The organism is Burkholderia mycopellens (genome assembly GCF_964265025.1).
GTDB lineage: Bacteria > Pseudomonadota > Gammaproteobacteria > Burkholderiales > Burkholderiaceae > Burkholderia.
In genome coordinates this window covers 3,024,620-3,049,502 of record NZ_OZ183803.1, presented here as the reverse complement: position 1 = coordinate 3,049,502, position 24,883 = coordinate 3,024,620, and the positions used below count along the sequence as shown (strand labels likewise).

Annotated in this window: 22 protein-coding genes, 2 pseudogenes and 1 other annotated feature; of the genes and pseudogenes, 12 read left to right on the top strand and 12 right to left on the bottom strand. The window is 65.3% G+C overall.

Annotated elements, in window-relative coordinates:
* Positions 1 to 2: 2 nt before the first annotated feature.
* Positions 3 to 2,309, bottom strand: coding sequence for an FdhF/YdeP family oxidoreductase (locus tag ACPTTC_RS31925; RefSeq protein ID WP_423395374.1), 2,307 nt, complete (start codon positions 2,307 to 2,309; stop codon positions 3 to 5).
* Between the two features lie 35 nt (positions 2,310 to 2,344).
* A complete protein-coding gene (locus ACPTTC_RS31920; RefSeq protein ID WP_423395373.1) occupies positions 2,345 to 3,490 on the bottom strand; it encodes a serine hydrolase domain-containing protein in 1,146 nt (381 codons plus the stop codon).
* Between the two features lie 351 nt (positions 3,491 to 3,841).
* Here ACPTTC_RS31920 and ACPTTC_RS31915 point away from each other — a divergent pair, with 351 nt between their 5' ends.
* Together ACPTTC_RS31915 and ACPTTC_RS31910 are read left to right on the top strand one after the other, a co-directional pair.
* Positions 3,842 to 4,753, top strand: coding sequence for a LysR substrate-binding domain-containing protein (locus ACPTTC_RS31915; protein ID WP_423395372.1), 912 nt, complete (start codon positions 3,842 to 3,844; stop codon positions 4,751 to 4,753).
* Between the two features lie 102 nt (positions 4,754 to 4,855).
* Positions 4,856 to 5,118, top strand: a pseudogene (locus ACPTTC_RS31910) (IS3 family transposase); the annotation flags it as partial.
* Between the two features lie 40 nt (positions 5,119 to 5,158).
* Here ACPTTC_RS31910 and ACPTTC_RS31905 read toward each other — a convergent pair.
* Positions 5,159 to 5,378 (bottom strand): annotated as a pseudogene (locus ACPTTC_RS31905) (IS3 family transposase); the annotation flags it as partial.
* Positions 5,222 to 5,339, bottom strand: a sequence feature (AL1L pseudoknot). (Overlaps the previous pseudogene by 118 nt.)
* Positions 5,379 to 6,458: 1,080 nt before the next feature.
* Here ACPTTC_RS31905 and ACPTTC_RS31900 point away from each other — a divergent pair.
* Both ACPTTC_RS31900 and ACPTTC_RS31895 read left to right on the top strand, forming a co-directional pair.
* A complete protein-coding gene (locus tag ACPTTC_RS31900; protein WP_423395371.1) occupies positions 6,459 to 7,049 on the top strand; it encodes a class I SAM-dependent methyltransferase in 591 nt (196 codons plus the stop codon).
* 143 nt (positions 7,050 to 7,192) lie between these two features.
* Positions 7,193 to 7,381, top strand: coding sequence for a hypothetical protein (locus ACPTTC_RS31895; protein WP_423395766.1), 189 nt, complete (start codon positions 7,193 to 7,195; stop codon positions 7,379 to 7,381).
* A 165-nt stretch (positions 7,382 to 7,546) separates the two neighbouring features.
* Here ACPTTC_RS31895 and ACPTTC_RS31890 read toward each other — a convergent pair whose 3' ends face one another.
* The 4 genes from ACPTTC_RS31890 to ACPTTC_RS31875 all read right to left on the bottom strand — a co-directional run bounded on the left by ACPTTC_RS31890 (position 7,547) and on the right by ACPTTC_RS31875 (position 12,015).
* Entirely contained in the window at positions 7,547 to 8,686 is a 1,140-nt protein-coding gene (locus tag ACPTTC_RS31890; RefSeq protein ID WP_423395370.1) for an acyltransferase family protein, read from the bottom strand.
* Between the two features lie 246 nt (positions 8,687 to 8,932).
* Positions 8,933 to 9,145 (bottom strand): hypothetical protein, encoded by a 213-nt coding sequence (locus ACPTTC_RS31885; RefSeq protein WP_423395369.1) that lies wholly within the window; start codon positions 9,143 to 9,145, stop codon positions 8,933 to 8,935.
* Positions 9,146 to 9,369: 224 nt separating this feature from the next.
* Complete coding sequence (locus ACPTTC_RS31880; RefSeq protein ID WP_423395368.1) at positions 9,370 to 10,359, bottom strand: RDD family protein; 990 nt, start codon at positions 10,357 to 10,359, stop codon at positions 9,370 to 9,372.
* 504 nt (positions 10,360 to 10,863) lie between these two features.
* Positions 10,864 to 12,015, bottom strand: a complete 1,152-nt coding sequence (locus ACPTTC_RS31875; protein ID WP_423395367.1) for a porin — start codon at positions 12,013 to 12,015, stop codon at positions 10,864 to 10,866.
* Positions 12,016 to 12,585: 570 nt separating this feature from the next.
* Between ACPTTC_RS31875 and ACPTTC_RS31870 the strand changes: the two genes are divergently transcribed.
* From ACPTTC_RS31870 to ACPTTC_RS31860, 3 genes are all read left to right on the top strand, one after another.
* Positions 12,586 to 13,623: an ABC transporter substrate-binding protein gene (locus ACPTTC_RS31870; RefSeq protein WP_423395366.1), complete on the top strand. Its 1,038-nt coding sequence runs from the start codon at positions 12,586 to 12,588 to the stop codon at positions 13,621 to 13,623.
* 70 nt (positions 13,624 to 13,693) lie between these two features.
* Positions 13,694 to 14,659: an ABC transporter permease gene (locus ACPTTC_RS31865; RefSeq protein ID WP_423395365.1), complete on the top strand. Its 966-nt coding sequence runs from the start codon at positions 13,694 to 13,696 to the stop codon at positions 14,657 to 14,659.
* A gap of 14 nt (positions 14,660 to 14,673) precedes the next feature.
* Complete coding sequence (locus tag ACPTTC_RS31860; RefSeq protein WP_053077708.1) at positions 14,674 to 15,495, top strand: quaternary amine ABC transporter ATP-binding protein; 822 nt, start codon at positions 14,674 to 14,676, stop codon at positions 15,493 to 15,495.
* Between the two features lie 89 nt (positions 15,496 to 15,584).
* Here the strand turns inward: ACPTTC_RS31860 and ACPTTC_RS31855 are convergent, their stop codons facing one another.
* Complete coding sequence (locus ACPTTC_RS31855) at positions 15,585 to 16,292, bottom strand: hypothetical protein (RefSeq protein ID WP_423395364.1); 708 nt, start codon at positions 16,290 to 16,292, stop codon at positions 15,585 to 15,587.
* Positions 16,293 to 16,401: 109 nt separating this feature from the next.
* Here ACPTTC_RS31855 and ACPTTC_RS31850 point away from each other — a divergent pair, with 109 nt between their 5' ends.
* Complete coding sequence (locus ACPTTC_RS31850) at positions 16,402 to 17,304, top strand: LysR substrate-binding domain-containing protein (protein WP_423395363.1); 903 nt, start codon at positions 16,402 to 16,404, stop codon at positions 17,302 to 17,304.
* A 39-nt stretch (positions 17,305 to 17,343) separates the two neighbouring features.
* Here the strand turns inward: ACPTTC_RS31850 and ACPTTC_RS31845 are convergent, their stop codons facing one another.
* The 4 genes from ACPTTC_RS31845 to aldA form a co-directional block, all read right to left on the bottom strand.
* Positions 17,344 to 19,011 carry a GMC family oxidoreductase gene (locus ACPTTC_RS31845; protein WP_423395362.1) on the bottom strand — a complete coding sequence of 556 codons (1,668 nt, stop codon included), beginning with the start codon at positions 19,009 to 19,011 and terminating at the stop codon, positions 17,344 to 17,346.
* Between the two features lie 17 nt (positions 19,012 to 19,028).
* Entirely contained in the window at positions 19,029 to 20,246 is a 1,218-nt protein-coding gene (locus tag ACPTTC_RS31840) for a mandelate racemase/muconate lactonizing enzyme family protein (RefSeq protein WP_423395361.1), read from the bottom strand.
* The gene (locus ACPTTC_RS31835; RefSeq protein ID WP_423395360.1) at positions 20,243 to 21,565 is read right to left on the bottom strand and encodes an MFS transporter; all 1,323 of its coding nucleotides are present in this window, start codon (positions 21,563 to 21,565) and stop codon (positions 20,243 to 20,245) included. Before ACPTTC_RS31835 ends, ACPTTC_RS31840 begins: the two co-directional genes overlap by 4 nt.
* Positions 21,566 to 21,698: 133 nt before the next feature.
* The gene (aldA, locus tag ACPTTC_RS31830; RefSeq protein ID WP_423395359.1) at positions 21,699 to 23,123 is read right to left on the bottom strand and encodes an aldehyde dehydrogenase; all 1,425 of its coding nucleotides are present in this window, start codon (positions 23,121 to 23,123) and stop codon (positions 21,699 to 21,701) included.
* 253 nt (positions 23,124 to 23,376) lie between these two features.
* Here aldA and ACPTTC_RS31825 point away from each other — a divergent pair, with 253 nt between their 5' ends.
* The 4 genes from ACPTTC_RS31825 (at position 23,377) to ACPTTC_RS31810 (ending at position 24,871) form a co-directional block, all read left to right on the top strand.
* A complete protein-coding gene (locus ACPTTC_RS31825) occupies positions 23,377 to 23,631 on the top strand; it encodes a type II toxin-antitoxin system Phd/YefM family antitoxin (protein ID WP_124619309.1) in 255 nt (84 codons plus the stop codon).
* Positions 23,622 to 24,038 carry a type II toxin-antitoxin system VapC family toxin gene (locus ACPTTC_RS31820; protein WP_423395358.1) on the top strand — a complete coding sequence of 139 codons (417 nt, stop codon included), beginning with the start codon at positions 23,622 to 23,624 and terminating at the stop codon, positions 24,036 to 24,038. Before ACPTTC_RS31825 ends, ACPTTC_RS31820 begins: the two co-directional genes overlap by 10 nt.
* A gap of 136 nt (positions 24,039 to 24,174) precedes the next feature.
* Complete coding sequence (locus tag ACPTTC_RS31815; protein ID WP_423395357.1) at positions 24,175 to 24,669, top strand: hypothetical protein; 495 nt, start codon at positions 24,175 to 24,177, stop codon at positions 24,667 to 24,669.
* Position 24,670: 1 nt separating this feature from the next.
* Complete coding sequence (locus ACPTTC_RS31810) at positions 24,671 to 24,871, top strand: hypothetical protein (protein WP_423395356.1); 201 nt, start codon at positions 24,671 to 24,673, stop codon at positions 24,869 to 24,871.
* Positions 24,872 to 24,883: the final 12 nt, after the last annotated feature.

The window sequence follows — 24,883 nt, the reverse complement described above, 5'->3', positions numbered from 1 at the left end:
GGTCAGGTCGATTCTGCGGCGGTCTCGCGAGGCGCGTTCGACAGCGAGCGAACGATCCGGACCGGCACCGACTTGTACGATGGAGTCCCGCTCTGTTTGTCCACGTAATCGAGCGGAACCAGCTTGTTTGCTTCCGGATAGTAGGCCGCCACGGAACCCGGGGCGATGTCGTATGCGACCACCGTAAGACCTTCCATGCGGCGCGTTCGGTCCGCTGAGAGGGTTTCGATGTCAACGAGGTCGCCGTGTTCGAGCCCGCGCGACGTGAGATCGCGTTCATTCATGAAGAGGATGTCGCGCCGGCCGAAGACGCCACGATACCGATCATCCATCGTGTAGAGCGTGGTGTTGTATTGGTCGTGGCTGCGGATCGTGGCCAGTCTCAACATGCCCTCGTCAGCGACGTCGTCATCCTCGGCGAGACCGTCGAACACGAAGAATTCCGCCTTTCCGGAGGCTGTCGGCCAGATGCGTTCCGCCGGCGGGAGCGGCAATCGGAACCCGCCGGGCGTCTTGATGCGGGCGTTGAAGTTCGCGAATTCCGGAAGCACGCGCTCGATCAGGTCCCGGATGCGGTCGTAGTCTTCGATCAGCGCTTGCCACCGGATCTTGCTGTCCGGCAGCGTGGCACTGGCGATGCCGGCAATGATGGCCGGTTCCGACAGCAGGTGTTCCGACGCGGGTTTGAGTTTCCCCTGCGACGCGTGCACCATCGACATGGAGTCTTCGACCGTGATGGCTTGACGCCCGCTGGTCTGGATATCGGCTTCCGTCCTGCCGAGGCAGGGCAGCAGAAACGTTTCCTTCGCAACCAGCAGATGCGACCGGTTCAATTTGGTGCCGAGATGCACGCTCAATTCGAGTTGCTGCATGGCGGGAAAGCATTGATCCGGGTCAGGTAGCGCAACCGCGAAATTCCCGCCCAGGCAGAGCAGCGCCTTAGACTCACCGGCGATGATCGCCTGCATGGCCTTCACGGCGTCGTGCCCATGCTGTCGAGGCGGCTTGAAACCGAATGCGTGTTCGATCCGATCGAGAAACGTGGTGCTCGGTTGCTCGGTGATGCCAACCGTGCGATTGCCTTGGACATTCGAGTGTCCGCGCAACGGACAGATGCCTGCCCCCGGCTTGCCGATATTGCCGCGCAACAACAGCAGATTGACGATCTGCTGGACGTTCGACGTGCCCTTGTTGTGCTGCGTGATGCCCATGCCGTAGGTGACGATCGTGGCCTTGGACTTGGCGTAAAGCGCGGCCACGCTTTCGAGATCGGCGCGAGTCAGGCCGCTCGCCACCTCGATCTCGGCCCACTCGGTGGTGTCGAGATCGTCGACCAGGGCGGCGATGCCCTGCGTGTGTTCCGCGATGAAACGGTGATCCAGGACCTCGCCGGTCGCCGCATCCAGCGCAAGGAGCGCCTTCATCACCCCCTTGAGCGCGGCGGTGTCACCGCCTACTTTCACCTGCAAATAGGTCGAGGCAATCCGCGCGGAACCGTAGGTCGCCATCTCGAGCGGATTTTGCGGATCCTCGAAGCGCTCCAGCGCACGCTCGCGAAGCGGATTGAACACGACGATCGGCACGCCGCGTCGCGATGCTTCATGCAGGGTGCCCATCATGCGGGGATGATTGGTGCCCGGATTGTGGCCCATCGAGATGATGAGTTCGCATTGGTCGAAATCGGCCAGGGACACCGTGCCTTTGCCGATGCCAATCGATTTCGGCAGGCCGACGCTGGTCGGTTCGTGGCACATGTTCGAGCAATCCGGGAAATTGTTCGTGCCGTATTCCCGCGCGAAGAGCTGGTACAGGAAGGCCGCTTCGTTGGAGGCCCGGCCCGACGTGTAGAACTCCACGGAATCGGGGTTCGGGAGACGGTTCAGGATCGCGCCGATACGGGAGAAGGCGGTATTCCAGTCGATTGCCCGGAACGTATCGCTGGTGCGGTCGTACACCATCGGATGCGTGAGTCTTCCCAGGTCTTCCAGATCGAAATCGCGCCATGCGCGCAGTGACGAGACCGTGTGGCTCGCGAAGAATTCGGGCGGCACGCGTTTGGTCGTCGCTTCCCAGGTCACTGCCTTTGCGCCGTTCTCGCAGAATTGAAACGTCGAACCATGCTCCTTGTCCGGCCATGCGCAGCCGGGACAATCGAAGCCGTCCGGCTGGTTGGTCCGGAGCAGCGTGACGGGTGCTTCGATCGTCTCCATCTGCAGGCGTATCGCCCTGGCCGTCGCGCGCAGCGCGCCCCATCCGCCGGCCGGCCCGTCATAAGGCCGGATGCCGGGTACTTCACGTCGCTTGGTCATAAACGCTCCCTTGAACGCATGAGGTCGGGCAGACCCTAGGCATACAGCGCATCGCGTATCCGGTTTGGATAGGCGCCGGACATGCCTTCGAACGACGTGTTCGTCAGGCTGACGACGGTGAGACGCTTGAGCGGGTCGATGAACCAGTTGTGGCCATAGACACCTCCCCACTGAAGCGTGCCCGGTGACTGGGGGGAATCCGATGCGGCGGCGTCCGATAACACGGCCCACCCGTAGCCGAAACCCCAGCCGGGTCCCTGCGTTCCGGCCTGCGGACCGACATGGTCACGCATCATGTCTTCGACCGTCGAGCGTTGAAGGATCGGCGCGCCGCCTTTGCGGATCACTTCAAGAAATTGCAGGATGTCGCCTGCCGTACCCGCCATGCCGCACCCGCCTGACGGGTAGGAATCCTTGTAATGAATTCGACTGGGCGCATAGCGAATGGCGTTTGCGAAGGCGGGAACGATCGATTCGTCGGTCATGGCGACGGGATCGGGATGGCCGTCGACATAGGGTTTGACAAGACGCCTGGATTTGTCGACGTGGAACGTGAGATCGTCGAGGCCGAGGGGGGATGTAACGAGCCGGTGCATCGCGTTCGGAAACGACTCCCCGGTGGCGCGCTCAATCACCGCGCCCAGCACGTCCAGTCCGAGCGAGTAATTCCATCGCTCGCCGGGCGCGAAGCGCAGCGGAACGCTGGCCAGTCGCCGCAGGTTTTCGTCGAGACTCAGGTTGGGTTGATCGAGCCCGTCGGAAATGTCAGCCTGATCGTAATGCCCGCCGGCCACGTCGAGAAAGCGATAGCCGAGCCCGGACGTATGTGTCAGCAAGTGCCGCAAGGTGATGTCCGGCGCGGTGCCGTTGGCAAGACGCGGGCGGAATTCGGGCAGGTATCGTGTGACGTGATGATCCAGCGCGATCACGCCGCGTTCCACCAGAACCATGATCGCCGCACTCGTCAGCGGTTTGGTGACCGAAGACAGGCGAAAGATGGCGTCTTCGCTCATCGGCGTATTCGTCTCCCGGTCAGCCAACCCCGCCGCCCGGCGATAGACGGTCTCGCCGTCGATCGCCACCATCAGCACCGTGCCGAGCACGCGTTTGTTGCGGATTGCATGATCGGTGACGGCGTCGAGGCGACGAGCCAGTTCGCGGCGATTGAGTTGATCCGGCATCTGAAAAGGTCCTTGTCGGAGAGCAGGCGGTTTGTGGTCGTCAGGCAGATGCGTCTGGATAGGGCTTCCTTGCGGAACGGGCATGCGCGACGAGCCGATGTAGTGGGACAGTCTAGAGCGGGGCACATGACGGGAGGAAGTGCCGCTCACGCGAACGATAAGTTCGAATTTTCGCAACGAACTTGCGATGAACCGCCAATGGGCGCAGCGTCCGATCGCCACCGCGGTATGAAATCGGACGAGCCTGAACCTGCGCGTCGAATTATTGCTGCATCGATCGAGTCAACTCGGGATCGATGATTCGGATCACGATATGATCACGCCTGATGGAACCCGGAGCCACGCAGAGATATGCTGAATCTGAACGACGTCTATTACTTTGTGCAAGTGGTGGAGAACAAAGGCATCACGGCGGCGGCGCGCGCACTCGGCATGGCCAAGTCAAGTCTCAGCCGGCGCATCCATGGGTTGGAAACGGCGCTCGGCGCCCGCATGATTCAACGCACGTCGAGAGGCTTTGATGTCACGGAAGTCGGCGAGGCCTTTTACAAGCATGCGGTTGCCATGCTGATCGAGGCGGAGGCGGCGGAGAACGTGGTGCGACAGCGGATGGCGGAGCCCAGCGGGATCATCCGCTTCTCGTGTTCGGTCGCGACGGCGCAGCTGCTGCTCGCCGACCTGATTCCCAAATTCATGATCGATCATCCGCATGTGAGAATCGTTCAGCATGCGTCCAACCGGCAGGTCGATCTGCTTCAGGAAGGATTCGACCTGTGCCTGCGGGCGCACGTCGACCCGTTGCCGGATTCCACGCTGGTACAACGGGTGATCGCGCAAGCATCCTGGCACTTGTTCGCGGGGCCGGACTATTTGCGGAGCAGGGGCGTGCCCGATACGCCCGCCGATCTCGCATCGCACGACGGCATAGCGTTTGGCGGCATTCAAGATGTGAGCGAATGGCGCTTGAGTCATGCGGCGCGCCCGGATCAGGTTGAGACCGTGCCATTCAAGGCGCTGCTCTGCAGTGACGACATGACGACGCTGAAAGCTGCGGCCTGTCACGGCATGGGCATTGTCGCGTTACCCGGCTATGTGGGGCGTTCGGAGGTAGGTCAGGGGAAACTTGTGCGCGTCTTGCCGGACTGGATCGCGAGCCGGTCGACAATCAGCCTCCTGATGCTGTCGCGACGCGGATTGCTGCCATCGATCCGGACATTCGTCGACTTCTTGGCGGAGCAGGTGCCGATCGCCGTGCAGTGCTGAGCGTGTGTCGCTATTCCACACGGCTCGGATGCAAGCGCGAATGGCGTTGCGGTAGCCGTGCGATTCGAGCCCACATACCCGGTTAGTATCGCGTTACGACCGGGGCGGCAGGCGAGCGCAGAACGCGTGCGTCGCAGCCCGCAACGCCAGGGACTACGCCCGGTCTTCAAGCGCCCGTATCGGGTGACGACGGATTCGACACACACCGCCTGCCGGTGGCGCCAAAATTGTTCGATCGGCGCGTCGCCGGCAGGTCGATGTCCGAGCGGATCAGCGCGGGCCTGATCTGCCAGGCGTTGTGCAGCGCGCACTGGCAACGCAAAGCACGACCAGGATTGCCGCTGCGCTCCAATCGCGGCGCCCAAGGCTGATTCGGTCGCCCAGCGTTGAACTGTCAGTTGACCCGTTCCGGCGGGCGCGGCGTTTGGACAGATTCCGAAGCCGTGCGGCATGGCGTCGGTAGCCCGACGGGACAATCCGCAAGACCTTGCAGATCGGCTCGACGCCGAAGGTGTCGCGATGCCGATCAATGGAGGCCTTCAGGACTTGAAACGGCGGTCGAGCTCAGCCTGGTCGAACACCCGCTCGCCAGCTCGAGGATCTCGTTGGTACGGTGCAGTTCCTTGAATCCGAGCCTCCACAAAAACCGGTGTGGTTCAGAGTGAATTCTTGTGACCCGGTATCGTCTGAAGCTATTGTGGCGGACGTAGGAAGCGAGTCGATTTAGAAGAATCGCGCTTAAATGGACGGGTACACATGCATGAATGCATCAGGATTGTTTCGAATGCGGTGCGTCGGATGGTGATAATGCCAAGCTGTCGAGTGAGCGCAGTGATGCGCCTTTGTGCCGCCGCATTGGCGGCGCAGGCTTGGGTAAGCGGTAGCGCACATGCGATGAACAATGAGATGTCGTCGAGGCAATGCGAACCGCCACTCGCGCAGCGTCTGACGCGGGCTGCGCTCGCATCGCCCGACGCGGTTCTACGAGATGGTTCTCTCTATGGCGTACAACGTTGGACCGTAGCGACACGCGCTAGCTATCTCGGCCTGGAATTTCCCGGATTGCTATCGTGCGCGTACACGGTGAGCGCTATCTTCCGGGCTGCATGCCATCCGATCGGCAATCTTGCTTCAGTCTCGGCTGTCGATGCGACGTTGTCCCGCTGGCCGAAGGTTACGAAGATCGAAGATCTTCAGCCCGGTGATGTAGTGTTTTGGCGACCACGACGCACGGGCATGTTTCGATGCCCTAACACGCATTGGCACGTTGGTATCGCTGTCGGAAATGGCCGTACAGTCGACAACGACTGGTGGTCGGGAATGCCGGAAAAACATTCAGTCAGCCGGCTATGCCTGACTTTCGCCTATGCGCGTCGAGTACCGTAATCGTGTGTAGGCGTTGTGCGCAGGATGTATGGCAGACCAGGATCGTCGGCGAGCGCGATCCCGCGCACTTCCGGTAGCGCATCGATCGCTGATCGCGCATCCGGCGGCCGATCCGGCACGAATTGATCGGCGGAATCAGGGACAATCTTCACGTCGCCTTAAGTTTGCGTTTCCTAGAATCGATTTGAACGTCGCTCTTCCTGCGGCGGACCGCCTCGTCCAGGAGGATGCGCATGCCAAAGCCCCGTGTCGCCGTAGTCCTGTTCAACGAAGCCGTCGGCACGTCGAGGCCGACAGCGCAGCCGCGCGAGGGCCGCCCATGATGTGGCCGAACGCGTGGCGTGTCTCGGCACTGTTCGTGCGCGAGTGGGTCGGCCGTCCGGCCGCGGTGGGCGCGCTGTGCCCGAGTTCGCGGCAGCTGGCGCGCGAGATGGCCGACGCGGTGCCGGACGGCGACGGGCTGGTCGTCGAGCTCGGCGGCGGCACCGGCGCGATCACCGCGGCGTTGCTCGAACGCGGCGTCGCGCCACGGCGGCTCGTCGTGGTCGAGCGCTCGCCGGCGTTCGTCCGGCATCTGCGGCGACGCTTTCCCGGCATCTCGGTCGTGTCGGGCGACGCGCGGCAACTCGAGCGGCTGCTGCCGCCCGACGCGCGCGTCGACGCGATCGTGTCGTGCCTGCCGCTGCGCACGCTGCCGCGCCGGGACGTGACGGCGATCGTCGACCAGTGCCATCGCGTGCTGTCGGCCGACGGCGTGATGATTCAGTTCACCTACGACCTGCGGCCGCCCGGCCGCCATCCGCTCGGCGATTCGGCATTCGTTGCCTGCGGCAGCCGGATCGTGTGGGCAAACATACCGCCTGCGCGCATCGTGACCGTGCGCAGCGTTACCGCCGAACACGCGGGCTGATGCCGCTGCGAGCGGGGCGCCCGGTCGTGGCGCCTCGCCGTTGCCGTTCACAAGTCCTTCCAATCCCCCTTCGCATCGACGTCACATCAGGTTCCTGGCATCACCTTTCATTTCAAAAGAATCAATGGCGGGGGGCCGGCAACGTGAATCGAATCAAACTGGCGGCGCTGCAGTGCGCGGGCGCCTTTGCACTGGCCGGATGCGGCAGCGACGACGGCCGCGTCGTGCGCAGGCTGACCTTGACACCGGCGCCGGCCGTGCGGCGCGAGACGTTGCCGTGGCAGACGCTCGCCCGCTATACGCGCAAGGAATACGCGGACTATCTGGATTGACCCACGACCGGCGACCGGCGGACGACCTGCGCGGTCACCCGGTCGATCGCCGATTCAACACGGGGCTTGCGGTCAGGCCGGCCGATATCGTCAAGCGATACGGCCGGCGTCTGGCCGTTTTTTTTCGTCGCTCGATCGCTGTCGGGCCGCGTGCCGGACGGTCCGCTAGAAGCGCGAGCCGTCCGGCACGCGCGTTGACGGCCGCGACGCGATCCGCTTGATGTAGCGGTCGAGCGGGGTCGTATAGCCGCGCGCGATCGCCGCGCTCAGCGCCGCTGACAACACCAGATACGCCATCAGCAACAGCAGCTTCGTGTCGCCGTGCGTGGCCGACGGCGGCCAGAACGTGCGCAGCCCGCCGAGCACGATCAGGTGGAACAGATAGAGCTCGTAGCTGAGCCGCCCGCTCCAGCGCAGCGGTGCGAGCACGCGGCCATGCGTGCGTTCGCGTTCCGCATGCGCGCCGATCAGCAGCACGGCCGTGCCGAGCGCCATCGCGGAGACCCCGATCACATGGCTTTGGGCGATCGGCCACGCGAGATAGAGCGCCGTCATCGCCGCTGCCGCGAGCCATTGCACGGGCGCCGTCGCGAGTACCTGCCAGCGCGCGCGCTCGGCGAGCAACGCGGTGCAGCAGCCGATCGCGATGCCGTCGAACGACGCGAAGTATGCATAGAGGAATCCGCCTTCGTCGCCGGCGTGCGTGACGCGGTATGCGGGCCCGATCGCGGCGATGACCACCCAGAACGCGACCAGCCGCGTGTCGCGGCGCAGCGCGATGCACAGCAGCGGAAACGACAGGTAGAACACCTCCTCGACCGACAGCGACCACAGCACGCCGAGCGCGTAGTTGACCCATCCGTACGCGCCGATCAGCACGTTCATCCAGAACGTGAGCGACGCGAGATTCACGAGCCAGAACGACACCGGGATGCCTTCCGGCGCATGGTTCTGGAAGATCGGCACGCCGGCCGCCGCGAGGCCGTTGACGAGCGCGAGCAGCAGGAGCAGGCACGGGACGATGCGCGCGATACGCGACACGTAGAATGCGCGCACGTCGAGCGCGCCGAGGCTGCCCCAGCGGCGGCGCGCATTCGACGTGATCAGGTAGCCGGAGATCACGAAGAACATCGTCACGCCGTAGTTGCCGTTGCGCACGATCGCATGGACCGCGTCCCAGCCGAGCACGCGCGCGAGCGACGTGTCGCGCAGCGAGTAGGGGATGTTGAAGTGATGCAGCAGGACCAGCACGATCGACACACCGCGCAGCAGGTCGATTCGCGCGTTGCGCGGGCCGGTGCTCATTGCGGGCTGCCTGGTTCGGCGAGGGCGGAGCGCGCGGCCGGGAGGCCGGCGGCGGATGCGGACTGGGTGCGGCGCCAGTGCTTCAAGTGACACTCCTTCGGATGGGGCGGCACACAGTGTATCGACGGATCGTCGGCTGTCGACCTGTCACGGTTGACGGGGCGGCTTGCGTTTCATGACACGGGACGGCCCGATCGAACCCGGGTAGCCGCGGATATTGTGCGGTCAAGGGGCATGCGCCGTTGCTCAATGTCCTGCAAGGACGTAATAGATCCCGAGGCACGCAACGGCGAGTAGCGGGAGCGCGATGACGATGAAGGCAATACGACGGATGCCGTGCAGGCGAGTCACGCCGACATACAGGCTGAGGGATCCGAAAAAAAGCGTCACCGGCCAGTAGATGGTGCCGTAAAGGACCGGGACGACCCAGATCGGCAGGTCGATGCCGATGTCACTCATTCAGGATGCTCCGTTGTATGTGTGGACGCGCGTTCCGTCGTGTTCAGCTGGCGCCGCGATTCGACGTGGCGACTCCCGATGCGCGTTTCGCATGGGCCTGCAATCGCCGGAATCGCTGGCCGCGTGCGCTGGCGCTGGCATCGTTGCTTCCGTTGTGCGCCCTTTGCTCTCGTCCGGTGGACAGGCATGGCTCAACCGGGTGAGCGGCGGTCACGCCTGCATCGTCACGTCGACCCGGTGCCGACGGTCGCGGCCCATTCGGCAGGCGAGCGCCCCATGAAAAACTGGTTTCGCCACGTCGCAATACCAAGATTGACTGCGCGGACACTGACCACGTTGACGAGATCCTGCTGCCGCAGCCAGGCCGATGCGGAAAGCGCTGCGTGCGCAACAGCGGTCGCCCCGGCCTTGTTCAGCAACGTCGGCGTGCTCGAGGCCACGGTGATGGTGACGACCGCTTTCGCCGTCTGGCCCGCCGGGCCGACCGCACGCAGGTTGCCGATCCAGACGCCGCTCTGGAGCACGCCCGGAACGGTGGACGCCGCACGCTGGATCTGATGGATATCGGCCAGGCGATCGTCATCGATCAGCCGCGTTGCCGCAAAACGACTGCCGACGAACAAAAGCAGGCCAAGGACAGCCAGGATCGCCCAGTGCTTTCGGCTAACCGGAGCGGCATCCTCGACAGGGGCCGCGACTCGCACGACCCTGCTGGCGGTGAGCAGATCCTGTACGGACTGGCGGCTCGGCCTGTTGAACACGAGCAGATACAGCAACGCCATGCCCCAGAAGAACATGATCGCGTCGTTTGCGGCGGCGAGCCATGCCATGCCCGGCTCGTGAAGCGCGGGCAGGTCGATGAAGACGATGCCGCCGAGGATCAGCGGAACGGCGATCAGCGCGTACCGTGCCCAGGCGCGAAGGTACCCGGGACCGGATCCGTCAGGGGCGGCGCTATCGGCGACACGGATCTGCATCACCCGCTTGCCGAGCGACTGGTGCCGATTCCCGCCCTCGAGCAGGCCAAAGTAAATGGAACCGATCAGGAAGCCGATCAGCCTTCCCCATTCGCCAATCGTCGAAAGGGCATCGAAGAACAAGATCGCGATCGCCAGCCCGATCAGTCCGAGAATGATTGAATCGATCGAAAAGGCGGCGGTTCGTCGCCAGAAGCCGGCAGCGCCGTGCGATTTTGGGTGTTCGTTGTGCTCCATTGCCGTAGCCCCCGATGCGTTGTGTTCGTCGAGCCGTTTGGGCTCGTTGCGGCGCGTGGCTGCAGGATTACCTATCCCCATACCGCCACGGTGGTGACAGGCAGATCATATCGACCGGCCTGACGTGGAATTGCAAACTAGTGTGAGCAATGCGCAAGCGCGAGCGTCCTTCATCCCGCAAGCGGCTTGTCTACGATCGACCCGAGCGCGGCAGGGCGTGCGCTGCCAGGCGGACAGCGCACGCCCTGCGAGCATATCGGCCGGGCGCCGGATCGAGACAGGCACCGACGGGCATGAAAGGCTGGAAACGATTGTCGTGGATTTTCATGAGGCCGTCGAACGCGTGTGTCCGGCTTGGCGAGGCAGCCGATGTCGCACACGCGCTCCGGCATCCGGTGACGAACCATGAAAAAACCCGCCGGCAGGCTTGCGCTTGCGGGCGGGCAAAGACACCTCGGGCAGACCGGCGCGGGTGTCGCGTGAAGAACGGAGAACCGGGTTGCGTCAGAACTTGTGGCGCAGCGCGACGCGCACGGCCACCTGGTTCGACGTCGACGACGGCGCATCGGTGCCGGGGATGAACGCGTTGTCGAGGATCGAGTTCGTCTTGTCGCCGGCGATGTGCTGGTAGGCGGCCTGCACGTACACGTCGGTGCGCTTCGACAGGTTGTAGTCGGCCATCAACCCGGCCGAATGGATCTTCGGCTTCGCATTGCCGGTCGACGCGTCGTACTTCTCGAGCGACAGCACGTACTGTGCGCCGACCATGAACGCCGGCGTGATCTGGTACGAACCGTTCAGCTCGAAGTTCTGGTACTTGATCGCGCTGACCGTCGCGCCCGGGGCGATGATCGCGCCCGGCGTGCCGAGGTAGCCGTTGCCGGTCGGGTTCTTGTAGTTCGAGTTCGTGTACGCGAAGCCGACCGTCGCGGGCCCGAACGTGTAGTTGATGCCCGCGCCGAACACGCGCATGCGCTCGGCGATGTAGCTCGCGTCGTTCGCGGTGATCGCGCCGGCCGAGCCGTCGCCCGGATGGTTCGCCTGCAGGTACGCGGCGCCGATCAGCAGGCCGTTGTTCTGGTACTGCGCGCCGAAGCTGTACGCGCGGTTGTCCGAGAAGTTCGTGCTGTTGCTGAAGCTGTATGCGCCGCCGAACTGGAAGCCGCCGAAGTTCGGGCTTGCGTACTTCACCGTGTTGTCGAGACGGAACGAGTTGTCGGTGTTGTCGTTGTCGAACGGGTGGGCGAGCAGGTAGCCGCCCCAGTTGCCGTTGGCCGTGGTCGGCGCGAGATAGTCGACCACCGAGTCGTACTGGCGGCCGAACGTCAGCGTGCCGTACTGGGCCTGGCTCAGGCCGACGTAGGCCTGGCGGCCGAACATGCGGCCACCCTGGTTGAGCCGGCCGGTGTTCACGTCGAAGCCGTTTTCGAGCTGGAAGATTGCCTTCATGCCGCCGCCAAGATCTTCGCTGCCCTTCAGGCCCCAGCGGCTGCCCTGCGCGTAGCCGCTCGCCATTTCGTAGACGTGGCCGGTGCCGACGTTGTTCGTGTAGTTCAGGCCTTCGTCGATCACGCCGTACAGCGTGATGCTGCTTTGCGCGAACACGGGGGCGGCGAAGGTTGCCGTTACGGCGAGCGCCGTCAGGGTCTTTTTCATTGAGATCTCCGGGATATCCAGCTTGTATCGGTTGTCGTGAGCGCGTCCGGCGAGGCGCGCCCCGTCATCCGGGGCGACCCTGCGCAGCGCGTGCGGCGCCGGAAACGCGCAACGCGCGGCGGCGCGGCAACCGGCAGCGTCGGGTCGTGTCTCCTCCGATGACACCGCGCATTCTTCCCAAGCCGAACAGGATCCGAAAGCGAGTAATTTCGATGATTGCTATCGGCTTCGCCAATGGGGTCGCGACAGGCTGTTTCGACAGTCGAAACGGGGTGCGCCGCACCACGCTTCAAGGCCGCTCGCGCGACGGCCGAACGGGGGCGCGACACGGTATGCGCGGGGCCGTGAGCGGACTGGGGGAATCGGCTGGGAGGCCCGTCCGGCGGGCTTTCAGGGATGCCGGAAGATCGATTGGCGCTGCCGATTGCAATGATCGGAATTACTCGTTTCCCTAAACAAATTGGCGGCTGAAACATGCAGGCTGACCGGACGTGGCTGGATTCACGATGCGCCGGTCGCCGCGCATGCCGCGACGCACAAACAACAGATTCGATTTGGAGACGACCCACCATGCAGATTCGACGACTGAAAACGGTCCTTCTCGCCGCCGCGGCGATCCTGTCCGCGCCTGCCGCCCACGCGGCCGGCGGCGCGTGCGCCGACGGCAAGACGGTCCATTTCGCGGGCATCACGTGGGAGAGCGGGTCGTTCGCGACCGAAGTGCTGCGGCAGATCCTGGAGAAGGGCTACGGCTGCAAGACGGACGTCGTGCCGGGCAGCACGGCCGCCACCGAAACGGCGCTCGCGCGCAACGACCTGCAGATCTGGGCCGAGCAGTGGACGGGGCGCAGCGAGATCACCGCGAAGGCCGTCGCGTCGGGCGCCGTGAAGCTGATCGGCGACACGCTGCCGGGCGGCACGACGGAAGGCTGGTTCGTGCCCGACTACGTGGTGAAGGGCGATCCGGCGCGCAATATCAAGCCGGTCGCGCCGGGGCTCGTGTCGATCGACGATCTGCCGAAGTACAAGCAGGTGTTTGCAGACGAGGAGGAACCGGACAAGGGCCGCTTCCTGAACTGCCCGACGGGCTGGGACTGCGAGCGCGTGAATACGCGCCTCCTGAAGGTGCTGAAGCTCGACCAGTCGTATACGAACTTCCATCCGGGCACGGGCGCGGCGCTGGATGCGGCGATCGTGTCCGCGTACCAGCGCGGCGCGCCGATCGTGTTCTATTACTGGGGCCCGGCCGCGCTGATGGCGAAATACAAGTTCACCGCGCTGAAGATGCCGGCCTATAACGAAGCATGCTGGAAGACGTTGCGCGACGAGAGCAGCACGCACCAGTGCGCATCGTCGTACATGGTGTCGCGGCTGACGGTCGGCGTGTCGAAGCCGTTCGCCGATGCGAACCCGGATCTCGTCGGCGTATTCGGCAAGGTGCGGTTTCCGATGGACTTCCTGAACCAGACGATCCTTGAAATGACGACGAAGAAGATCGACGGCGCGGCGATGGCCACGCAGTTCCTGAAGACCCGCCCGGACATGTGGAAGCAGTGGGTGCCGGCCGACGTCGCGCAGAAGATCGCCGGCAGCCTGAAGGGCGCGTAACCTGCGCGCGGCGGCGGGCCCGCGCCCGCTGCCGCCGTCACGCGCCTTCGCGGCGCGACGGAGAATCAACATGAACGGCTTCTTTCTGCACCTGTCGATCGCCGACTGGGTGAACAGCGCGCTCGAGACGTTCGTCGCGCAATACGGCGACGGCTTCCATCACTTCAGCGTACTGGTGCTGCGCTACCTGCTCGTGCCGCTCGAGGGCGCGCTGCGCGTGGCGCCGCCGTGGCTCGTGCTGCTGGCCGTCGGCGCGATCGCGTGGAATGCGACGCGCCGCATCGGTCTCGGCGCGCTCTTCATGCTGCTGCTCTACGCGATCGGCTGCTTCGGCCTGTGGGACAAGCTGATGCAGACGCTTGCGCTGATGCTCGTCTCGACGGTGCTGTCGGTCGCGATCGGCGTGCCGGTCGGCATCCTCGCGTCGCGCAGCGCGTGGCTGCGGCGGATGCTGCTGCCCGTGCTCGACGTGATGCAGACGCTGCCGAGCTTCGTGTACCTGATCCCGGTACTGATGCTGTTCGGGCTCGGCAAGGTGCCCGCGATCCTCGCGACGATCATCTACGCGCTGCCGCCGCTGATCCGCCTGACCGATCTCGGCATCCGCCAGGTCGATCCGGACGTGACGGAAGCCGCGCGCGCGTTCGGCACGACGCGCTGGCAACTGCTCGTCAACGTGCAGTTGCCGCTCGCGCGGCCGAGCATCATGGCCGGCATCAACCAGACGACGATGATGGCGCTGTCGATGGTCGTGATCGCGTCGATGATCGGCTCGCGCGGGCTCGGCGAGGACGTGCTCGCGGGCATCCAGACGCTCGACGTCGGCAAGGGCACGCAGGCGGGCCTCGCGATCGTGATCCTCGCGATCGTGATCGACCGGATCAGCCAGGGCTTCGGCCAGGAACGACGCGCGCGCCGCCGGCTCGCGCAGCAGCGCCGGCAGAGGGGCGCGTCGCGCGTGCCGTACCGGTTGCCGCGCAAGGCGCAGTCGGCGGGCGTCGATTCGAATCAGGCGACGCAGTCGTCGCGTGCATAGGAACGGAGACAGACATGGCGACCATCGACGTCAAACACGTGTACAAGCTGTTCGGGCCGCAGGCCGCGCATGCGCGCGTGCTCGACCTGCTGCGCTCAGGCAAGCGCAAGGCCGACGTGCTGGCCGAAACGGGCTGCAACGTCGGGCTCAACGACGTGAGCCTCGGCATCGAGTCGGGCGAGATCTTCGTGATCATGGGGCTGTCGGGCTCGGGGAAATCGACGCTCGTGCGGCACTTCAACCGGCTGATCGAGCCGACGGCCGGCGAGATCGTGATCGACGGCAGCGACGTGATCAAGCTCGACGCGCACGGGCTGCGCGAGCTGCGCCGCTTCAAGGTCAGCATGGTGTTCCAGAACTTCGGGCTGCTGCCGCACCAGACCGTGCTCGACAACGCCGCGTATGCGCTGCGCACGCGCGGCGAGAAGCGGCACGATGCGGCCGAGGCCGCGCGCAACTGGCTGACGAAAGTCGGGCTCGACGGCTATGGCGATCACTATCCGGACGAGCTGTCGGGCGGGATGCGGCAGCGTGTCGGGCTGGCGCGCGCGCTGGCGGCCGACACCGATGTGCTGCTGATGGACGAGGCGTTCTCGGCGCTCGATCCGCTGATCCGCACCGAGATGCAGGATCAGTTGCTTGAGCTGCAGGCGACGCTGTCGAAGACGATCGTGTTCATCACGCACGATCTCGACGAAGCGCTGCGGATTGGCGACCGCATCGCGATTTTGCGCGACGGTACGCTCGTGCAGGTCGGGACGCCGGACGATATCCTGTCGCGGCCGGCGGATGATTATGTGCGGCGGTTCGTGGAGAAGCGGTCGAGTGTGAATTGAATCGGCCGGGCGGGGAGAACGATGCGGCGCTGCGCACCGCACTGCACCGCATCGTTCTCGCGCCGTTGCGGCCCGTGCGCCGTTTGCGGTTACGGCTCGATCGATTCGTAGCGCCGATAGCGCCCGCTTCCGTAATTGTCAGGCATCCTGCATTTCTGATAACTCTGCATCAGCCGAAACGCGGACTTCTCCCGGTCCGTCTCGTCGCCTTCCCGAAGCCAGAGCGCATGGCTTTTCTCGGCGAGCAAGACAAGCAGGCGTCGTCTGGCAGCGGACAACGCCGAACGATCCAGCAGGTCGCACACGAGATTGGCCGTCACCACGCCGAACAGCCTGCGGTGTGCCTGGCAGTCGTTCGACGCGAGCAGGTGCATCGCTTCGGCGAAGGCCGTTTCTGCTTCCGCCACCGATCGCTGCAGCGTGATCGCGGGGAGCGCGAGCGCCGTGATGTAGACGCGATCGTTGGCGTCGAACCTGTCGAGCGACGCATACACGTCCGCCAGTCGTTCGAGCACCGCATGCTGGCGGTCGATGCGCCGGAGCGATTCGGCCGGGACGTCGTCGTGCGCGTCCATGAGCTGGTCCAGATAGCCCATTCCCGCCTGCCAGTCGCCAAGATGCTCGCCGAATACGTGCGTCGCGAGCGCCGCCAGTTCGACGAGATCCTGCTCGCCCATCGGGAGCGCAAGCCGCTCCCGCAAGCGGGCCGCCACCGCTGCCGGCTGCTTCGTATGGTCCTGCCAGTCCTGTAACAGCGACTCGCGCAATCGTTCGTCGTCGTTCTGCGTCGCCACCATGCGTTTCTCCGTTCGGTTGCCCGAATGGTAGGAGCGGGATAGGTGTGTGTACAGTGCAGGTTTGGCAGATATATGATGCATTCGATGCAAATCTGCGAGGAGCGCGGTGTTGAACCGGATCGACCTGAACCTGCTGCTGGCGCTGAAAGCGCTGATCGACGAGGAAAGCGTGTCCGGCGCGGCGCGCAGTCTCGATCTGAGCCCGTCCGCGATGAGCCGGACCCTTGCCCGTGTCCAGGACGCGATCGGCGACAAGGTGCTGGTGCGCGCGGGCAAGGGCATGGTGGCGACCGAAACGGCGCGGCGGTTGAAGGAGCCGCTCGACCGCATCCTGCAGGATGTGGAGCTGCTGCTCGGCGCGCAGCACCGGTCGATCGACGCGCAGCGCGTCTTCAACATCAGCGCGAACGACGGGTTCATCGATTCGTTCGCGGTACCCATCATCGCGCAGGCGTGCGAGGCATGGCCGCATGCGAGGCTGCGCTTCCTGCCGAAGCACGAGAAGACCGTGGCGCGCCTTCGCAGCGGGGAAGTCGATATCGAAATCGGCGTGGTCGGCGAGACCGGGCCGGAGATCATGATCCGCAAGCTGTTCGACGACCGCATGGTCGGCGTGCTGCGAAAGGGCCATCGGCTGGCGCGGCGACGCATGACACTCGATGCGTATCTTTCCGTGCCGCACATCAGCGTGTCGCGCAAGGGGCGCTTTCACGGGCCGATCGACGATGCGCTGAGCGAGCAGGGGCGCGAGCGCAACGTCATCGCGGTGGTGCCGAACTTCAAATCGGGCATCGAGCTCGCCCAGCGCTCGGACTGGATCGCTCACGTACCCGAGAAGCACACCGCCGAGGCCCGGCGAGACGTCGTGACGTTCGACCTGCCGGTCGCGACCCCCGCGCTCGCGATCTCGATCATGTGGCATCCGCGCTTCGAACGTGACGCGGTGCATGCCGGGCTGAGGGACCTGATCGTGAACGTGTGCCGGCAGATCGTGGGTGCCACGAAAGGCTGATGCTCGGCGGTGGTGACCGCCGAACCTGCCGGCACCGCGCTACTGCGCGACCGTCTCGCGTGGCGTCGACGGCACGCCGGCCGTCTCCGGCCGCGCCGCATCCGCCAGGATCAGATCCGCGCCTTTCTCCGCGACCATCATCGTCGGCGCGTTGATGTTGCCCGACGTGATGTTCGGGAACACCGACGCATCGACGATCCGTAGCGCCTGCAGCCCGTGCACGCGCAGCGATGCATCGACCACCGACGTCGCCGCGTCCGGCCCCATCGCGCACGAGCCGCACAGGTGATAGATCGAACCCGACTGCTCGCGGAAATACTGCAGCATCGCTTCGTCGGAATCGACCTGCGGCCCCGGCGAGATTTCCTCGACGGTCATCGACTTCAGCGCCGGCGCGTGCATCAGCGCCCGGATCATCTTGCTGCCCTGCACGGCTTCATCGAGATCCTTCTGCGTGGTGAGCGCGTTGATGTGGATCTTTGCCGCATCCTCCGCGCGGTTCGACGCGATCTCGATCGTGCCGCGGCTCGTCGGACGGCACGGGTTGAACGCGATCAGGAATCCAGAATATGGCTCGGGCTTGATGCTTGCGCGGTCGCTCTTCGGGATCCGGTATGACAGCGGGTTGAAGTACAGCTGGATGTTCGGCTCCCGCGCATCGTCCGAGCCGCGGAAGAAACCGCCCGCCTGGTTCACGCTCATCGCGAGCGGGCCGCGCTTCGTCAGCAGGTAGCGCAGCCCGATCTTCATCTTGCCGATGAGCGTGCCCATCTCGTCGTTCAGCGTCGGCCGGTTCGCCTTGAAGTAGAAGCTCACGCACAGGTGGTCCTGCAGGTTGCGGCCGACGGCCGGCAGCGCATGCACGAGCGGCACGCGCTGGCGCGCGAGCAGCGACGGATCGCCGACGCCCGACAGTTGCAGCAGCTTCGGCGTATCGACCGCGCCGGCCGCGAGGATGACCTCGCGTGCGGCGACGAGCGTTTCGTCGCCGTGTTCGCCCGCGACGACCACGCCGGTCGCACGCGTGCCGTCGAACGTCACGCGCCGCACGAGCACGCCGGGGCGCAGCGTGAGGTTCGCGCGGCCCAGCGCGGGACGCAAGTACGCAAAGCTGCTCGAACAGCGTTCGCCGTTCTTCGTGTTCAGGTCGTAGATGCCCGCGCCTTCGAACTGCGCGCCGTTGAAGTCGTCGGTGCGCGGCAGGTTCAGTTGTGCGCAACCCTTCAGGAACTCGTGGACGATCGGATGCACGTCGGCCTTCATCGACGTGATGTGGATCGGCCCCGTCGAACCGTGATGCCGCGGGTCGGTCGCGCCCGCCGCGTGGGTTTCGAGCTTGCGGAAGTACGGCAGCACGTCGTCGTACGCCCAGCCCGGATTGCCGGCGTTCGCCCAGTCGTCGTAGTCGCTGCGCTGGCCGCGCACGTAGACCATCGCGTTGATCGAGCCCGATCCGCCGACCACCTTGCCGCGCGGGCAGTACAGCTTGCGGTCGGCGAGCTGCGCCTCGGGCTCGCTGTAGTACATCCAGTTGTAACGGCGGTTGTAGTAGGTCTTCGTGAAGCCGACCGGCACCTTGAACCAGAACGACGCGTCGCGTTCGCCGGCTTCGAGCAGCAGCACCGAGTGACGGCCCGATTCGCTCAGGCGGTTCGCGAGGATGCAGCCGGCCGAGCCCGCGCCGACGATGATGTAGTCGTAAGTCATGGTCGCGTTTTTCCTGGTCAGCCCTTCGCGGGAGCGAGATCCTTTACATCGACGGGCTTCTCGCCCATCTGCAGGTGCAGCCGTTCGCCGGTGTACGGCGTGTGACGGCGCACGACGTCCATGTCGAGCTCGATGCCGAGGCCCGGTTCGGTCGACGGAATGATGTAGCCGTCTTCCCAGCGGATCGGCGTCTTCACGACTTCGGCATGGAAACCGCCCCACGTCATGATGCTTTCCTGGATCAGGAAATTCGGCGTGCAGGTCGCGAGCTGGATGCTAGCGGCCGCGCCCACCGGCCCGTTGTACAGGTGCGGCGCGATCTGCGCGTAGTGCACTTCGGCGAGCGTCGCGATCTTCTTCGCTTCGAGCAGGCCGCCCACGCGCGCGACGTTCAGTTGCAGGATCGACGCGCCGCCCGCCTGCAGCAGCTTGTGGAATTCGTACTTGGTGGTCAGGCGCTCGCCGGTCGCGATCGGAATCGACGTGTGCTTCGCGACTTGTGCGATCGCTTCTTCCTGGCCGGGGGGAACCGGCTCCTCGAACCACAGCGGGTCGTATTTCTCGAGCCGCTTCGCGAGCCGGATCGCCGACGACGGCACCATCTGCCCGTGCGTGCCGAACAGCAGGTCGGCCTTGCTGCCGACGGCTTCACGCACCTTGCGGCAGAACGTTTCGCAGCGGTCGAGCACCTCGAGCGACAGCTGATGGCCCGAGTAAGCCGTGTACGGGCCGGCCGGGTCGAACTTGACGGCCGTGAAGCCGAGCTTCACGTTCTCGGCCGCGCATTCGGCCGCGAGGTCGGGGTCGTCGTAGTCGTATTCGCCCTTCGCGTTCTTCGGGTACAGGTACGTGTACGAGCGCAGCCGCTCGTGGATCTTGCCGCCGAGCAGTTCATACACGGGCTTGCCCGCGGCCTTGCCGACGATGTCCCAGCACGCCATTTCGAGGCCGCTGACGACGCCCATCATCGTGAGGTCGGGACGCTGCGTGAAGCCGCTCGAATAGGCCTGGCGGAACAGCTGTTCGACGTGATGCGGGTCGCGGTCAAGCAGATGGCGTTCGAACACGTCGTCGATGATCGGGGCCATCGCCTTCGGGCCGAACGTCGCCGAGTAGATCTCGCCGACGCCTTCGATGCCGTCGTCGGTCCTCAGCTTCACGAAGATCCAGTACATCCCGCCGATATGCGGCGGCGGCACGGCGACGATATGGGTTTCGAGCGAAACGATCTTCATGCGGACTCCTGGAGGCGGTTGAGGCGGTATTTGAGGAACGCGGCGGCGCCCGCGCCGCAGAGCGCGATGGCCGCGATATAGCCGAAGTAGAGCTGGTAGCCGTGCGCGCCCGGGTAGGTCTGCGTCACGTAGCCGTTGATCAGCGGCACGAACACGTCCGGCGAATAGCCGAGCACCGAGATCAGGCCGATCGCGAGGCCCGCGCAATGGGTCGGCACCTTGCAGTCGTCGAGCAGCGACCAGTACAGGCCGCGAATCGCGTAGGTGAGGATGCCGATGAACAGCACGAGCACGACGAGCATGGCCTGCGGGCTGTGCGCGGGCGCCGCGATCAGCCCGACGAGCGACAGCGCGGCGAGCAGCAGCGCCCAGAACAGCACGGACACCTTCGATACGCGATCGCCGAGGAAGCCGCCGCCGATGCCGCCGACGGGGCGCATCCACAGCTTGAGCGTCGTGATGAAGCCGGCCGCCGTCGCGCTGAGCCCGAAATTGCCTTCGTGCAGGTACGCGGAGAAGCTGTAGGTCGCCCAGAACACCTGATAGCCGCAGAACACGATCGCGGCGACGAGCCACAGCTCGGGGATCGACGCGAGCGTCTTCAGGTCGGTCAGCACGTTGCCTGGCCGGCGATTGCTGGCCGTCGCACGGCGGCCCGTGCTCGCCGGATCCTTCACCAGCGCGAGCAGCACGCCGAGCGCGATGCAGAAGAATGCGTACAGGTGGACGACGAGCTTGAAGCCGGCCGCGTCGGTGCCGCCGCGCGCCTGCGTCACGTACGCGAACAGCGTGATCGCGATCGTGGCGAGCAACGCCTCGACGAGGCCGCGGCCGCCGTCGAGCAGGCCGAAGAAACGGCCCTGTTCGTCGGGGCCCGCGATCGTGTTCACGCGCTTGATCACGGCGGCCCAGAACGTGAGGCCGGTGGTGAGCCCCCAGCCGCCGAAGATCAGCACGAGCGCGTTGAACGACGGCCCGGTCGCGTAGACGAGCCCGAGCGCGCCCGTTGCAAGCAGCGAGAAGCAGATCAGCCAGCGCGGCGACAGGCGGTCGGCGAGCCAGCCGCTCGGCAGGTAGCTCACGAGGAAGATCGTGCCGAGCGACGAATACAGGTAGCCGAGCTGCACGTCGTCGATATGGAAGAACTGCAGCATCGTCGGCTGGTACACCTGCCGCAGATACAGCATCGGGTAGATCGCGCCCGCGGCAATCACGAGCAGCAGCAGTTGCAGGTAGCGTTGCGCGCGGGCGGGCTGCGACGCGTGTGCGTCGTCGTGCAACGCGAGCGACGCGGCGTGCGTCGACGGTTGGGTCGGCATGGTGTCTTCCTCCATCAGACTTCCTTTACGCGGAGGTCTGCAGATTTGTTATGTGTTCGGTCGGGTCAGGGGCGGCGCGCGCGGCGGGGTGTCGTGGTGCGCGCGCCGGAAACGGTGCGTCGGCGTGACGGCGTCAGTACTTCATGACGACGAGGCGCGTCTGCGTGAATTCGAGCATGCCGTGCTTGCCGTCGTCGCCGCCGAGGCCCGAGCGCTTCCAGCCGGCGTGGAAGCCCTGGTACGGGTCGGCCGGCGTGCGGTTCACGTACAGCTCGCCGGCTTCGATCGCGTTCGCGACGGTCATCGCGGTGCGGTAGTGCTCGGTGTAGAGCACCGACGACAGGCCGAACTGGTGGTCGTTCGCCCGTGCGATCGCTTCGTCGATCGTCGTGTAGCGCAGCACGGGCATGATCGGGCCGAAGGTTTCCTCCTGCACGATCTCCATGTCCTGGCGGCAGTTCGTCAGCAGCGTGGCCGGGTAGAAGAAGCCGGGGCCGGCCGGGATTGCGCCGCCGGTTTCGAGCGTCGCACCAGCGGCGATCGCGCGTTCGACCATCCCGTGGATGTGCGCGCGCGCCGATGCGCTGACGAGCGGGCCCATCCGCGTGGCGTCTTCCGCACGGTCGCCGACGCGCACGGCCGCCATCTTCTCTTTCAGCAGCGCGACGAAGCGATCGTGCACGCTGTCGTGCACGTACACGCGCTCGATCGCCGTGCAGAGCTGGCCGCAATGGGTCGTCTTCGATGCGACGAGTGCGGCGGCCGCGCGTTCGAGGTCGGCGTCGGGCTCGATGATCGCGGGCGTCTTGCCGCCGAGTTCGAGCGACGGCTTCGCGATGTTCGCCTTGCAGTAGTCGAGCACCTTGCGGCCCGCGTTCACGCTGCCCGTCAGCGTGATCATCCCGACTGCCGGATGCGTGCACAGCGCTTCGGCCGTCGGGTGATCCATCGTCAGGATGTTGATCACGCCCGGTGGGAAGCCTGCATCGTCGGCGGCCTTCGCGATCTCGAACGCGGACACCGGCGTGTGGTTGCTCGGCCGCACGACCACGGTGTTGCCGGCGATCAGCGCGGGCGCGACCTTGCGCAGCAGCGTGTAGACGGGGTAGTTGAACGGGATCAGGCACGCGACGACGCCGATCGGCTCGCGGTGCAGGAACAGGTTCTCGTCCGGCGTGTCGCTCGGGATGATCTCGCCCTCGATCCGGCGCGCCCACTCGGCGTGGTAGCGCGTGATCTGGCCCGCGTAGACGGCTTCGTTCGACGCGTCCTCGACGCTCTTGCCGGATTCCTGCCCGAGCGCCGCGCCGATCTCGGGGGCGCGTGCGGCGAGCGCGTCGGCGAAGCGGTGCAGGCAGGCGGCGCGCTCGGCGCTCGGCAGCTTGCGCCAGGCTTTCTGCGCGGCGGCCGCGGCGTCGACGGCGGCGAGCGCCGCGGCCGGCGTCGCGGCCGGCACGCGCGCGAACGGCGCTTCGGTGGCGGGATTGTGGACGACGATGAACGTGTCGCTTTCCGGGGCGACGAAACGGCCGTTCACGTAGTTGCGTTCGGTGCGCATGAAGTGACTCCTCCGATGAATGCTGGCGGATCGCTTCGGGTGGCGACACGCGCGGCACGGGATGGAGACCATTTTGTTCATGCGTTTAGCGCACGACAAACGACTTATTTTCGGGCCGACCATGAGGAAAATGCACGTTACTCAGCGAATCGGCCGGAGTCGCCCGTCCGGCAAAGGACGGGCTGTTTTTACCATCCTGCGCAGAATGCGTAAATTACGTATAATACGCATTCAACCGTCCCCGGAGGCTGCCATGCCGACCATTACTGCAACCGATCTGGCACGCAACACGCGCCAGATCCTCGACCAGGTCGCGCAGCGTCGCGAAACCGTCGTGGTCGAACGTAATCAGACCGTAATCGCTCGCCTGGTGCCGGCCGAACCCGTCATGAACGCGGCGCAGGCGCTCGAGGGCTTGCCGCAAACGCTAGGCGCCGAGGACGCGGCCCGCTGGCTGCGCGATAGCCGCACTGGCTTCGAAGATGGAGTGCGTGACCCGTGGGCGTGATCATCGACAGCTGCGTTTGGGTCGGCTTGGCAGGTGGTGCAGTTGAGCCGCGCGCCGTGATCGACACGGCTGGCGATGCGCCGGTGTTCATCTCGACGGTCTCGCTCGGCGAACTGGCATTCGGCGTGCACGCATGCGCGGACGCCGCTGAGCGTGCGCGGCGGGCCGCACACCTGAGGCAGCTCGAGCGCCGGCCGGTGCTCGACGTCACGCGCCACACCGCGGCCGCGTTCGGCGTACTGGCGGCGGCCGTCAAGCAAGCCGGCCGCTCGCCGCGTCCGCGCTATAACGATCTGTGGATCGCGGCGCAGGCGATCGAGCACGGCTACGCGCTGATGACACTGAACACCGCGGATTTCGCGGATTTGCCGGGGTTGACCGTGTTGGTGCCGGCAGCGGCGGCCTGATCCATGCCTACGCCACAGGGACTCATCCGCGATTGAAGTTCACCGCCTGCAGGCGGCTGGCGTCAGCCTTGAAGGCCCGCATTACGTTATCCAGCTGGCGCCGGTCAGCCCGGCCGGCACGCTCGATGCGCCGACCGTGAACATCAGCGTGCTGGCTCGTCCCGCGCTGACTGAGTCCGATCGGAATGTGCGCCTGGAGGCGTACGACGTCCGGCACGATTTCCGTCTGGTCGACATTGTGGTCGAGGCGCGCGAAACGCGTTACGAGCGCGCGCCGTATTTCCGCGAGGGTTTCACGCTGTCGCTCGAGGAAGGCATGACCGAACAGGTGGCCGTCTACCTGCCGCGCATCGATCTGATTAGCCTGGTTGCCGCCGGCGTGGGCGAGGCCATCAAGCCGATGCTCGGCTGCGCGCCGGCGCCGCACGAACAAGCGGTGATCGCCGATGTCGTCGCAAGCACCGTCCGCGATCGTCGACCGACCGGTCGCGCTCGATCGCGAGCTGCCCCCGCGACGTTCGGGTTGCGCCGCAGCTGCGAAGATCGGATTTATGCCGCGTGCCGCTTACCGCGCTGGTCGGCCACAAGACGTCGAGGCCGTACTGCGGAAAGTCGAGCTGCAGGCCTATGACGTGAAACGGGTCGTGGTGATGGTCGATGCGCAGGATCGAGGCGAGACGGTGTATGCCGCGTTCAACGTGAATTGCGAGACCGTGTTGATCCACGCGCGCAGTGAGCGAGCGGATCGCTACTGGCATGTCGACAGCGATCAGATCGTGCCGATACCGGCACCGCGTTGCTGCGGTCGTTCATCATCGACTCAATGCAAATGAAACTAGCTGTAT